Consider the following 13009-nt stretch of genomic DNA (forward strand, 5'->3'; position numbering starts at 1 on the left):
TTTAGGAAATGAACATGAGATTCTTATAGAATTCTGTAAAATAAGTATTTCCTGAATTATAGAAGGATGGTTTTATGAATAAATTTGTAATAATACCTAATCTGACCAAGGATAAAAAACTAGAAACAACAAAGTTAATTGTTGATTGGTTAGAAAAAAATGACTGTAAGATATGTTTGCCAGCACAAATAGCTAATTATATCAATAAGCAGCAATATAGCTGTTCAGAAAGTGACATGTATAATAATGCTGATTGTGCTATTGTATTAGGAGGAGACGGAACGATTCTTAATGCAGCGAGAAATCTGATCAAATATGATTTGCCTATACTTGGTGTTAATCTAGGTAATCTAGGTTTTTTGGCTGAGGTAGAAAAAAAAGATGCATTAAGTACTTTGTCAAAGATCATTAAAGGTGATTATTATGTCCAAAGAAGAATGATGTTGGATGTAAAAAGATTAATTAATGATAAAGAAGATTTAATAGGAGTTGCATTAAATGACATTGTAATAGCTAGAACGTCTATATCTAGAATGATGAAATACAGTATTTATGTTAATGATGGACATGTTAACAATTATTCTGCAGACGGTATAATAGTTTCCACGCCTACAGGCTCAACAGCATATAATTTGTCTGCTGGAGGTCCTATATTGGACCCTAAGAATGAAATGATGGTCATAACACCTATATGCCCTCATACATTGATGTCAAGAAGTATTGTACTTTCAAAAAACGATGTAGTTAAGATATCACTAGAAAACAACAGAAAGAGCTGGAATGACGATACTATGATTACCATTGATGGTCAAGAGAGTTTTAACATAGACCAAAAAGATAAAATTATAATATCTAACTCTTATAAAAGTGCTAAACTAATTACATGTAATAAAAATGGATTTTATACGATTCTAAAAAAGAAATTAGGTAATTGCTAACTTTAGACAGCTATTATAGATTCATCTTATATTTATAGGGAAGGTATTCCTAATTATTAATGAACTAGGAGGAAAATGGATGAAAATTGAACGCCAAACTAAGATTCTTCAATTAATTAATCACTATGATATTGAGACTCAGGAAGATTTAGCAAGTAGACTTATCGAGGAAGGGTTTATAGTAACTCAAGCAACTATATCAAGAGATATCAGAGAATTAAGATTGACTAAGATTGCTACATCAGATGGAAAACAGAAATACGTTGTATTAAAGAATAAAGAGACCAAATTAAATGAAAAATTCATAAGAGTATTCAAAGATGGTTTTTCATCTATGGACCGGGCAGGTAACATTATTGTTTTGAAGACATTAGTTGGTATGGCTATGGCTGTAGCTGCTGCTATTGATGCACTCAATTTTGATGACATAGTGGGTTGTATAGCTGGGGATGATACTATTTTCTGTGCAGTAAGAACAGAAAACGATGCCATTAGGATTATGGAAAAAATGAACAAATTGGTTAATAATAATTTATAGATTCCATTGAATACGATACTATTATACTTTCTATCAAGTAGGAGGAAATTAATATGTTAATACACCTTCATGTAAAAAATTATGCGTTAATTGATGAAATCAACGTAGATTTTGATGATAACCTAAATATATTAACTGGTGAGACAGGAGCAGGGAAATCCATTATTATTGGTTCTATTAATGCTGTTCTTGGTGGTAAAGTCAGTAAGGATATGATAAGGACTGGTTGCGATAGCGCATTAATTGAACTTTTGTTCTATGTGGATAATAATGTTGTTTTAAGCAAATTACATGAATACGATATTAACATGGATAATAACAAAGAACTCCTAATAACCAGGAAAATAAATATTAATGGTAGAAGTGTCTTTAGAATGAATGGACAAGTTGTTACTACATCCATAGTAAAGGATATTTCTACTAAGCTTATTGATATACATGGCCAACATGAACATCAATCTTTACTAAATAAGAAGAATCATCTTTCATTATTAGATACTTTTTGCGGTGTAGATGTTTTAGAGTTAAAAGAAAAACTCAGGGAAAAGTATGCTTATTACATGGAACTCAGTAGTAAGATCGATCATTTCATGCTTGATGAACACACTAGAAAAAAAGAAATATCTTTTTTGGAATATGAAATAAATGAGATAACATCAGCTAACCTGATAATTGGTGAAGATGAGAAACTCAAGGAAGAATACACTTTACTCTCAAATGGTAAAAAGATTATTAAGTCCATGTCAGAAATACATACTTATGTTAATGGAGACAGTACCAATATGACAGGTGCAATAGACCAGATTGGGCAAGCTGTAAGGCTACTGTCTGGAATAAAAACACTGGATAAAAATATAATGAACATGGAAGAACAGATTTCAAACATTGAGATTATGTTAAGTGATTTCAATAGAGATATAAACGACTATATAAGTAGTTTTGAACTGGATGAATCAAGATATTTTGAGATTGAAGATCGAATAGATTTAATTAATAATTTAAAAATGAAATATGGAGATACTATAGAAGAGATATTAAAATATAAAGAAGAAAAAGAAAAATATCTAGAAGAATTAATCAATCATGAAGAACATTTGAATCAGATAAATAAAGAAATAAACACACTAAAAAATGAAATTGAAGTTTATTGTGGTGACTTAACAAGAATTAGAAAAGAAAAAGCTAAACATATCAGTAAACTGATTGTAAATGCATTAAGGCACATTAATCTGTTGAACACTAATTTTATTATTGAAGTCAACAGAGCTAACAAATTTAATTCAAATGGATGGGATGAAATTGAGTTTTTAATTTCAACTAATGTGGGAGAACCATTAAAATCACTTAGTAAAGTAGCATCAGGAGGAGAGTTGTCAAGAATTATGCTGGCTATCAAATCAGTTCTAGCTGGTAGTGACGATATTGAATCATTGATTTTTGATGAAATCGATACTGGTATTAGTGGAAAAACTGCAGGACTGGTTGCAGAAAAACTTGTACAGATTTCAAAAGAACATCAAGTCATCTGTATAACCCATTTGGCTCAAATAGCTGCTATGGGAGATGCTCACTTCATTATTCAGAAGAAAGTTAAAGATAATGTTACACATACTTTAATAAATAAATTAGATAAAGAAAGTTCTATCAATGAATTAGCAAGACTGCTTGGCGGCATAAAAATAACTGATGCTGTTATTGCAAATGCAAAAGAAATGAAGGACTACGCAGAAGAAGTTAAAAAAATTCAATAAAAAGTTTAAAAAGGTTTAGTTCAACTTACATAATAAATAAAAACTCATTATTATACATAACCTAATCAAGAATCTAATTCTTGATTTTTTCATGTTTATACGTTATTACAGCATATTTGTATAAAGAATGATTATTATTAAGAGAAATTCTGGTTTATTTGTATAGTCAATAATTTCATATATTGATTCTATTTACTAGCATAATAAAATTTGCGTAAGGGAATTTTAATAGTACACAAATAATGAGAAGTATTAAAATCCCCAAAAGAATAGTAAATAGGATGTGAAATAATGAGAAGCAAAGGATACAGATTTAGAATTTTTCTATTTTTTAGTCTATTAGTCATTTTAGTAATTAATGTTGGATCAGATCTACTTATAAGCAGATATTTACCAGGTGAAATCAAAATTTTAGTTAACGAAGAACGCGACTTCCTATTTAATGTTCCATTAGACGCTAAGATAAATGGAAATCTTGAAGGCGTTGTAATGGTTAATCAGGAACCTGTCAAAGATAATCTTGTACTCAATCTACAAAAATCTTTTACAATTAAACCTAAAAAAACAGGTGTTATTGATGTAGAACTAAAATTATTTGGTATATTGCCTATAAAAACAGTAAAAGTTGATGTAATAGATAAAAAAAGGGTTGTTCCAGTAGGTAAAACCATAGGTGTTACAGTATATACAGATGGAATTTTAGTACTTGGAACTGGTTTGGTATATGGTGAAGACGGAAAAAAGTATAATCCCGCAAAAGGAAAACTATATACTGGTGATTATATCAAAGCAGTAAAAGGAAAACAAATATCAAGAAAAAAAGAATTAATAGAGATTGTAAAGAAAAATCAGGGTGAACAAATAGAACTAGATGTCATAAGAAATGATAAAAAACAAAAAGTTAACATAACTCCTGTTAAAACCATAGAAAATAATCAATATAAAATCGGAGTTTGGGTTCGAGATGATACTCAAGGAATTGGAACAATGACTTATATGGATTTGGATAAAAAAACTTTCGGGGCATTAGGACATGGTATAACAGATGTTGACACAAAGCAACTAATAGAAATTGAGACTGGTGAAGTCGTTAATACAATGATTACAACAATTAAAAAAGGTGAAGATGGAGTGCCTGGAGAGATATCTGGAATCATAGTTGGCGGTGAAGGAAATCGCTTAGGAGAGATAAAGAAGAATACCTCTCACGGTATATTTGGAGAAGCATCCAATGAAGGAATAGACCAAGTTCTAGAGAATGATATAATACCCATAGGTTTTAGATATGATGTGCATGAAGGTCAAGCCTTTATCAGAAGCGATGTTAGCGGTAAATTAAAGGATTACGAGATATTGATTAAAAAGATATATTTAGGTGATGAGTCTAATAAAGGTATGATTATTGAAGTTGTTGATGAAGATTTGATAAAAACAACAAATGGAATTATCCAAGGAATGAGTGGAAGTCCCATTATTCAAGATAATAAATTAATAGGTGCAGTCACACATGTTTTTGTTCAAGATTCAAAAAAGGGTTATGGTGTTTTTATAGAAAATATGTTAATTGAGGAGTAATATATAAAGAGAATATGTATCTTGTGCATGTCGAATCTTGCGAATATTATTTATTGAATTAATATATAGTTAGTATTATAATTATAACATGTCATATGGTAACGTATTCTCTATATAAATGAATAAACAGGATATCATAAGATAATAATATGGAACGTAATATCGTTTCAAGGAAGAGAAGGGGGAAAAAGGTTGAGCGATACAATCAAAGTCTTAATTTCAGATGATAGCGTAAAAATGTGCACTATCTTATCTGAATATTTAAACTCAAAAGAAGATATCACTGTAGTTGGAGTTGCTAATAATGGTGAAGATGCATGTAAACAAATAAAGGAAAAAGAACCTGATGTTGTTTTACTTGACATTATTATGCCACAACTAGACGGGCTGGGAGTATTAGAGAGAATGTACGAAGATAAGGACATAAAGAAAGTTCCTATGTTTATTATGTTGACAGCAGTAGGACAAGAAAAAATAACATCTAGTGCACTTAATCTTGGAGCGGAATATTATATAATGAAACCTTTTGATAATGAGACAATCGTTAAGAGAATAAGACAATTAAAAGGTAAAATGCAGTTAATTAAACGTGATAGAAGAAATGATTTTGTTTCTGAAACTGAAAAAGGTTATTCAGCAAGAAGTTTAGAAGCTGAAGTAACCAATATAATTCATGAAATTGGAGTTCCAGCACATATTAAAGGTTATCAATACCTAAGAGATGCTATAATAATGGCTATTAATGATATGGACATACTTAATTCCATAACTAAATTACTATATCCATCTATAGCAAAGAAATTCAATACAACACCTAGCAGAGTTGAGAGGGCTATCAGACATGCAATAGAAGTAGCATGGGGAAGAGGTAAGATGGATACCATAGATAAATTGTTTGGATACACAATAAATCATGGTAAAGGTAAACCAACTAATTCGGAATTTATAGCTCTAATTGCGGACAAGTTGAGATTAGAGCTTAGAGTAGGATAAATTTGAATTATAAGATGTATATAATTTTGATTTATGGATAAAATAAATATTGTGAAGTTAATGATTAATTTCACTAACTTTACGCTGACTTATAAGTGAGGTGTTAGAGCCAATGTACATTTAATAGAAGTTATTAACGTAACTGTTTTAGATGTAATGAGGTAATCAGCATTTATAAGTAATAAAGCTAGTAATCGTAACAGATTACTAGCTTTTTAATACCTAACTAACTAGTTGACAATAACCTAAATTATGGAGGGCTATAATGGCTAAAGAAAAAGTAAAAGACAAAGGTGGAAGTCTTGGTGGACTATCTAAAAGTTATAACAATAATAGGAGTGTGAATGGTAAAATAAAAAATTCTAAGGATACCACAAGCCGTAATTCAGATAACTTGAGCCATAAAGATTAAATTATTTAATATTTTTTGGTATTTTTATTGACACTAGTGACTATAATATTATATAATTGTTTTAGTCATTAGTGTCCATAATAATTACTTACATAATTTTTAGGTCAAAGAAAGGAAATGATTATGCCTAAAATAGTTGATACAGAAGCTATAAGAATAGAGATAATTAAAAAAGCATTTGATGTTTTTGTTAAGAAGGGCTATTACAAATCAAGTATGACGGATATTACCAAGAGTTGTAATATGAAGCGAACAACCATTTATCACTATTTTAAAAATAAGGATGAGATATTTGAACAAACTGTATTATACGTTATAGAAACTCTTGAAAATGATATTATAGATATTTCTAATGATGATGATATGACTCTAATGAAAAAAATAAAATATCTAACTAATAAATGGGATAATGAATTTAGTAATAACAATATTCTATTACTACTTGTTGAAATGTGGTTTGCCATAAAGAGAGAAGAAGGAGAATTATTTGATAGAATCAAAAAAAGAATAACCTTGATGAATAAATCTATCAATAAAATTGTGGTACAAAAAGCAAAATATATGGTTAATTCTAAGAGAGATAAAAAGCAGTTGATTGAATACTCAATGATAATGTCCATACTTAATCAGGTTTCCCTTGAAAAAGGATTTTTGAGTGAAAGTATAATCTCTGTTATATCATCTTTTTAAATTAATTTACATGTTTAGTAATAATTTATACAAGTTTTATATATATTATAGTAAAGTGTAAAATATTACATATATAAGCCTATTTAAATAATTTAACCTTGTTGGTAAAAGGGAGTAGCTTCAAAGTTATAAAGTCAACAACCGCGGTATATAATACCTGGCTTTATAGTCCTGTAATGGAAAGCAAGACTTTTATGACAAAATGTAGATAACTAGTCTGCAATTGTCATAAAAGTCTTTTTAAATTATATAAGATAAATTAAAGGAGGTCATTTTTTATGAAATCACCAAAATCATTTTTTAGTAAAGTAGCTATAAAAGAAGGTATAAAATATTTAGAAAAAGATCCTATAACCAATTTTCCAAAGCTTATTGATTGGGCAGGTAAGATTCCTATGTTACCAAGCCAAAGACACCAGTATGAGGCAATAATTGATATGTGGCAGGATAAGGACTCCATATGGCACGGTTTTATAGAAAGAATATTGACAAAGATACATCCCAATATTAGAAAGACACTTTTAATGAATTTTACTATCAATGCTGGAATTGAAGGACTTAAACTAATTGATGCCAACAAAGAAAAATATGACTGTAACATACCTTGGGCAATTCTAATGGATCCAACTTCTGCATGTAACTTAAAATGTATTGGCTGTTGGGCTGCAGAATACAAGAAAAATGATTCATTAGACTATGATACCTTGAGTAACATAATAAAACAAGGTAAAGAATTAGGTACATATATGTATATTTACTCTGGTGGCGAACCTATGGTTAGACGAGATGATATAATAAAACTTGCAAGAGAACATAATGATTGTGTATTCTTGGCATTTACTAATGGTACTCTTTTTGACGAAGATTACGCAAAAAAACTTCAGGAAGTCGGGAATGTCACATTTGCTATAAGTATTGAGGGATATGAAGAACAAACAGATATGAGAAGAGGAAAAGGTACATATCAGAAAGTAATCAAAGGAATGGATATATTAAGGGAACATGGTATTCCTTTTGGATTTTCATCATGCTATCATAACAAAAATGAAGAGATAGTATCTTCAGAAGAATACATAGATTTTATGATTGAAAAAGGTTGCTATTTTGGATGGATATTCACTTATATGCCATTAGGAAAAGATGCAGTACTTGACCTATTAGCAACAGCTGAACAAAGGAAAGATATGTACTATAAAGTACGTGAATATAGAAAAACAAAACCAATATTTACTATGGATTTCTGGAATGATGGAGAATATGTCAATGGATGTATTGCTGGAGGAAGAAATTATCTTCATATCAATGCAAATGGTGATGTTGAACCTTGCGCATTCATTCATTATTCAAATGCAAATATAAAAGAAGTAAGCTTATTAGATGCATTAAGGCAACCTTTATTCAGACAGTATAGAAAACATCAACCCTTCAATGATAACATGCTTAGACCTTGTCCATTACTTGATAATCCAGAAATGCTTAAAAAGATGGTACATGAGTCAGGAGCTCTTTCAACACAGCCAATGGATAGAGAGGATGTAGATGAACTTACAACCAAAACCAAGGAAGCTGCAGAAAAATGGGCACCTGTAGCAGAAGAACTTTGGGAAGAATCACATGGATGTATTAATTGTAAAGCTGCTAACCAATAATATAATAAAACTATAGCTTTTTCTATACATTTTGGGAGGATGGCACTTTGAAACGAGACAGGCGAATCAATGCATTATTACTATTTTTAAAATTATTTTCTGTTTTTAATGTTGTGGTCATAGCTATTATTATAAGCCACTATTGGGGAAAAATTACACCAGAAGATATTTTTAACTATGTTCCTGATAATTACTTTTTAGCTGCTATTACTATCATAGGGTTATTCTTGATTAAATCACTTAGTGTGGTATTACCTTTGATGGCTCTTTATATTAGTTCAGGAATGATATTTTCGCCGTTGTGGGGTATTATTGTTAATCTGATCGGATTGTTTGTCAGTTTGACAATACCTTATCTGTTAGGTAGATTTTGTGGAAAAGGTTTATTGGATAGATTATTAGTGAAATATAAAAACATAGAGAAGCTTAGGACAATTAAGAGTAAGAATGAATGGTTTTTATCATATATACTGCGGATGATTGGTATTCTGCCAGGAGATATAGTTAGTATGTCCCTAGGAGCTATGAATATTAATTACAATAAATATATTGTGGGTTCAATAGTGGGATTATTCCCTAGAATGGTAGCAGCTACATGTCTAGGTTCAACCATAACAGATCCTACTTCACCAGTGTTCATACTGTCATGCCTAATTACAGTTGTGCTGACTGTAGGCTCAATGTTCTTGCATCAGAGATATATGAAAAAAGAAGATGAAAGAAATAATGTTGAAGTAATGACTAGATAATAATTTAACAAAAAAGGAGTTTAACTTGATAAGATAATTAAGTTTGCTCCTTTTTGTATTACCTAATTATAACAAAATAACTAAATTAAGTATAAAAATTCTCTTTATGATAATTAATAATTGTGTTAATATTAAGAGTAATGAGTATTAAAAAAATAATATATTCCAAACATCTTTTGGCAAGTAACGAGTATTGGGGGAATATAGATGCAAGATAATTTTTATTATAGTGAGGAAAAACTATTATTTGATAACGAAGTAAAAGTAAACTATCGTATAGCAAAAGTTCTATTCTACATTGCTGTGACAGTTATTCCATTAGTGATAGTTCTACAATTACTTGGAGTGTTCATATATTACATGGTTGATGCAATAATGGCAATAGTAACTGCTTTTATTCTCTTAATCATGCCTAGAATACTAACAATAGTACATGTACATAAAAAGAAGTGGTTCAAGTATATACTGTTATTTTTAGTTATAATGATGTTGCCATTGATTTATTTAGAATATGATTATATGGTATTGATTTTATGGATATTTCCATTATTGATAAGCTGTATGTATTTTTCTAACAGGCTTAATACCATTACGGTAATTTTTGATGTAGTTGTGTTAGGTTTTACAAGTTATTATAGATCCTATCAAAGATTACAAAACAATTTGATCTCTCAGCGTATCGGAGGATTGTTCAAAGATTTTATTATAAGCTATATAACTTATGCGATGCTAGTCATGATATCATATGTCATAATATATTTACTGACTAAGAAAACCAATGAGCTATTACAGGATGCTATAAAAAAGAAGGAATTCGAAATTCTTTCAATAACTGATTCAATGACAGGAATATATAATTATAGATATTTGATGAGTGAATTAGAAAAAAATCAGGAACTGTTTCATAAGGAGAATATTCCATTTGCAGCTGTTCTTTTTGATGTGGACCATTTTAAAAGCATCAATGATACATATGGTCATGTTGAAGGTGATTGTGCATTGCAGGCGATAGTTAAATGTTTGCAGAATATGGTAAGGGAAAATGATGTAATAGGTAGATACGGTGGAGAAGAATTCATGGTTATCCTATCTGACACTACAGTTAATGAAGCATATATGATAGCTGAAAAATGTAGACAAGCAATATCTAGATTAAAGATAGAAAATCTTGATACATATATTTCAATAAGTGGTGGTGTGGCTGAATATAATGGAGAAAACATAAAAGATTATATTAGGAGCATGGATGAGAAAATGTATGATGCCAAGAACAATGGAAGAAATATAATAATAGCATAGACTTCTATAAGCTTAAGTGAATATTATATAATGTAAAACACTGGTGTTATGGTAATTCATTAGTGTTTTTTTATATATAAAAAGTGGTTTTATAAATTGTTAACTTTAGTAATTAATGGTATAATGTTATAGGTCTTATTTGTCTGCTTAGATAGTAAGATTATTGATAATATACTAAAATGATAAGATAAAAATAGGAGATAAAAATGAAGTTTAACAAAAAATTATTGAATATACCAATTGTTTTAATGATAGTCATTGCAGTACTTTGCTTATTGAATGTTCCGTCAAGAATTAATATGCTGAATGGAATTTCAGGTGCAGAAAAAATAGGTATAATTAATATAAACTATAATACTGAACAACAAAAAAATGAATATGGTGAAGAGATTTTTGTTACAGATAAGCAGAAATTATTTAATATCATCAATACCATCAATAACGGTAAAATCGATACAGAAGCTACTCCAGACAGGGGTGGGGCAAATTATGAATTAAGATTTTATAAGGATGGTAAAAGTATCAAAGCAGATTATTGGCAGAATGAAAAATATAATCTAAGTGTTGAAGGGGTTGAGGGAGAAATAGTCGTTGATAAAAAGTTGGAACAAATTATAGAAACAATAATTCAAGAAAATAGTAATGAGTAAGTTGGTTTTTGTTATGGAGGGAAAGTGTAAATGAAAAAGACAACTACTATAGTTAGTTTATTATTTGCTATCATGCTGATGACATCAAATGTTTTTGCTGGGAATACTGATACACTACAAAATAATTTTGAAGAGAGTGAGGATATATATATTGAACTAAGTGAACCTATTCTTTTAAAAGCTCGACAATATGTAGACGGACTTATGAATGCTCATTTCGACCAGGTATTTGCTTATTCTAATGAGGGATTTATGCTGTGTTTATATGAAACTCTTTATGAAGATTCGGATAAATACTTAAATGAAGGCAAAGTTGTTAGTAGTGAAGGTGAACAGATTCCATTTTGGGATCCACATCAGGAGAGAATGCTTAGAATTGATAGGTTAGTTAAAGATGGTTATATAATGGAAGATGAGCTTACTATAGAAATAGATAGAACAGTGATAGCTTCAATACTTTATCGTATTTATAAGGATAAAATACCCTTCAAAGGTTCTGTTGATTATCCGGATACCGAAGATATAGCTCTTAGATGGGCAGGTGAAGTTGGATTACCAACGTTTGCAGTTAATACAGGATTGAAGATTAAGCCTGAGGATTCTATTAAGAGTGATAAAAATTTTAGCCTTTTATACTATCCAAATGATTATCTGAAAATCATTACTTATGCGTACTTAATGTTTCCTAATCCTTATTCTGGTAATTATGTGGACTTAGAATTCATTAAGGAAGATGTTAATGATATAAAAGCTAAAAAAATTAAGGAATTAATTATGCTGACAAGGAAAGAAGTAATGAAACCCAGATTAGGAGATTTTCGACGTGATGTGTTGAATAATGAGAATATAGGAAATATAGTTGATTCTTATCAAAAAACTAAGTCATATGAAACTCTCAAGAAAATATATCAAATTATAAAAGACAGTTTTAATCTATTTGAATATCAAGATAATATTGGTTACTTAAGCTACAAATTTAGTGTATGTAAATAAATCAAATATATTATCTTATGAAAAATTGTTCTTAGTATCTATTTATAAATTAGCATGTAATAATATTTGGAGGAAAAAATGACAAGATTATACTTAACAAGACATGGAGAAACTGAATGGAATCTAATTAAAAAAGTTCAAGGCAGTAGAGATTCCAATTTAACACAGAAAGGCATTATACAAGCAACAAAACTAGGTAAATATCTAGAGAATACTAATATTGACGTGATTTATTCAAGTTCCAGTGGTAGAGCCTATAATACTGCAAAAATAATAGCTGGTAATAGGAATATAGAAGTAATTAAGATGGATGACTTGAAGGAAATGAACCTGGGTATTTGGGAAGGTAAAACTTTTGAAGTGATAAAAGAAGACAATGAAGAGATGTATGATACTTTTTGGAACAAGCCTCACTTAGTAAAAGAGTTTCCAGGAGAAAGCTTCAGTGAGTTTGAAAAAAGGGTTGTAGGAACAGTATTGGATATCGCTGAGAGCAATAAAGGGAAAGATATTTTAATAGTTGCTCATGCTCTAGTACTAAAAGTTGTTATGAGCTTTTTTGAGAATAGACCATTGGAAAAATTGTTTGAAGATCATTTCATGTATTCAACTTGTCTTAATGAAGTTGAGATATTAGATGGTGATTATAAAATAGTAAAATATAATCAAACAGATCATTATGATATTGAAGTTGGTTAAGTAAGTTATAATTATAAAAAGCATTTTGGAGATAATAATAAGTATATATGTTGAATAAATAATTGCCATAGAG

Annotated in this window: 13 protein-coding genes; all 13 read left to right on the plus strand. The window is 29.5% G+C overall.

Annotated features, from left to right (window positions below):
• Positions 1-74 precede the first annotated feature (74 nt).
• The 13 genes from HYG85_RS19980 (at position 75) to HYG85_RS20040 (ending at position 12936) form a co-directional block, all read left to right on the plus strand.
• Positions 75-938, plus strand: coding sequence for an NAD(+)/NADH kinase (locus HYG85_RS19980; RefSeq protein ID WP_113675633.1), 864 nt, complete (start codon positions 75-77; stop codon positions 936-938).
• A 79-nt stretch (positions 939-1017) separates the two neighbouring features.
• Complete coding sequence (gene argR / locus HYG85_RS19985; protein ID WP_212691139.1) at positions 1018-1476, plus strand: arginine repressor; 459 nt, start codon at positions 1018-1020, stop codon at positions 1474-1476.
• 53 nt (positions 1477-1529) lie between these two features.
• On the plus strand, positions 1530-3227 hold the full coding sequence (gene recN / locus HYG85_RS19990; protein WP_113675631.1) for a DNA repair protein RecN: 1698 nt from the start codon (positions 1530-1532) through the stop codon (positions 3225-3227).
• Positions 3228-3518: 291 nt separating this feature from the next.
• Positions 3519-4802 carry a SpoIVB peptidase gene (gene spoIVB, locus HYG85_RS19995; protein ID WP_212691140.1) on the plus strand — a complete coding sequence of 428 codons (1284 nt, stop codon included), beginning with the start codon at positions 3519-3521 and terminating at the stop codon, positions 4800-4802.
• 237 nt (positions 4803-5039) lie between these two features.
• Positions 5040-5795 (plus strand): sporulation transcription factor Spo0A, encoded by a 756-nt coding sequence (gene spo0A, locus HYG85_RS20000; RefSeq protein WP_242986550.1) that lies wholly within the window; start codon positions 5040-5042, stop codon positions 5793-5795.
• Between the two features lie 265 nt (positions 5796-6060).
• Positions 6061-6207 (plus strand): hypothetical protein, encoded by a 147-nt coding sequence (locus HYG85_RS20005; protein WP_193774759.1) that lies wholly within the window; start codon positions 6061-6063, stop codon positions 6205-6207.
• A 123-nt stretch (positions 6208-6330) separates the two neighbouring features.
• Positions 6331-6897, plus strand: a complete 567-nt coding sequence (locus HYG85_RS20010; RefSeq protein ID WP_212691141.1) for a TetR/AcrR family transcriptional regulator — start codon at positions 6331-6333, stop codon at positions 6895-6897.
• A gap of 278 nt (positions 6898-7175) precedes the next feature.
• Complete coding sequence (locus tag HYG85_RS20015) at positions 7176-8546, plus strand: radical SAM protein (protein ID WP_212691142.1); 1371 nt, start codon at positions 7176-7178, stop codon at positions 8544-8546.
• A 47-nt stretch (positions 8547-8593) separates the two neighbouring features.
• Positions 8594-9295, plus strand: a complete 702-nt coding sequence (locus HYG85_RS20020; RefSeq protein ID WP_212691143.1) for a TVP38/TMEM64 family protein — start codon at positions 8594-8596, stop codon at positions 9293-9295.
• Positions 9296-9502: 207 nt separating this feature from the next.
• Entirely contained in the window at positions 9503-10594 is a 1092-nt protein-coding gene (locus tag HYG85_RS20025; RefSeq protein WP_113675625.1) for a GGDEF domain-containing protein, read from the plus strand.
• Positions 10595-10800: 206 nt separating this feature from the next.
• Entirely contained in the window at positions 10801-11244 is a 444-nt protein-coding gene (locus HYG85_RS20030; RefSeq protein WP_212691144.1) for a hypothetical protein, read from the plus strand.
• 30 nt (positions 11245-11274) lie between these two features.
• On the plus strand, positions 11275-12237 hold the full coding sequence (locus HYG85_RS20035) for a hypothetical protein (protein ID WP_212691145.1): 963 nt from the start codon (positions 11275-11277) through the stop codon (positions 12235-12237).
• 78 nt (positions 12238-12315) lie between these two features.
• On the plus strand, positions 12316-12936 hold the full coding sequence (locus tag HYG85_RS20040; protein ID WP_212691146.1) for a histidine phosphatase family protein: 621 nt from the start codon (positions 12316-12318) through the stop codon (positions 12934-12936).
• The last annotated feature ends 73 nt before the right edge of the window (positions 12937-13009 follow it).

The organism is Vallitalea guaymasensis (genome assembly GCF_018141425.1).
GTDB lineage: Bacteria > Bacillota > Clostridia > Lachnospirales > Vallitaleaceae > Vallitalea > Vallitalea guaymasensis.

What these genes read in the sequence shown, in the direction of transcription:
- HYG85_RS20010 (WP_212691141.1), top strand. Translation starts at nt 6,331, where the DNA reads ATGCCTAAAATAGTTGATACAGAAGCTATAAGAATAGAGATAATTAAA.
- HYG85_RS20015 (WP_212691142.1), top strand. Translation starts at nt 7,176, where the DNA reads ATGAAATCACCAAAATCATTTTTTAGTAAAGTAGCTATAAAAGAAGGT.
- HYG85_RS20035 (WP_212691145.1), top strand. Translation starts at nt 11,275, where the DNA reads ATGAAAAAGACAACTACTATAGTTAGTTTATTATTTGCTATCATGCTG.
- HYG85_RS20005 (WP_193774759.1), top strand. Translation starts at nt 6,061, where the DNA reads ATGGCTAAAGAAAAAGTAAAAGACAAAGGTGGAAGTCTTGGTGGACTA.
- spo0A (WP_242986550.1), top strand. Translation starts at nt 5,040, where the DNA reads ATGTGCACTATCTTATCTGAATATTTAAACTCAAAAGAAGATATCACT.
- HYG85_RS19980 (WP_113675633.1), top strand. Translation starts at nt 75, where the DNA reads ATGAATAAATTTGTAATAATACCTAATCTGACCAAGGATAAAAAACTA.
- HYG85_RS20030 (WP_212691144.1), top strand. Translation starts at nt 10,801, where the DNA reads ATGAAGTTTAACAAAAAATTATTGAATATACCAATTGTTTTAATGATA.
- HYG85_RS20040 (WP_212691146.1), top strand. Translation starts at nt 12,316, where the DNA reads ATGACAAGATTATACTTAACAAGACATGGAGAAACTGAATGGAATCTA.
- recN (WP_113675631.1), top strand. Translation starts at nt 1,530, where the DNA reads ATGTTAATACACCTTCATGTAAAAAATTATGCGTTAATTGATGAAATC.
- HYG85_RS20025 (WP_113675625.1), top strand. Translation starts at nt 9,503, where the DNA reads ATGCAAGATAATTTTTATTATAGTGAGGAAAAACTATTATTTGATAAC.
- spoIVB (WP_212691140.1), top strand. Translation starts at nt 3,519, where the DNA reads ATGAGAAGCAAAGGATACAGATTTAGAATTTTTCTATTTTTTAGTCTA.
- argR (WP_212691139.1), top strand. Translation starts at nt 1,018, where the DNA reads ATGAAAATTGAACGCCAAACTAAGATTCTTCAATTAATTAATCACTAT.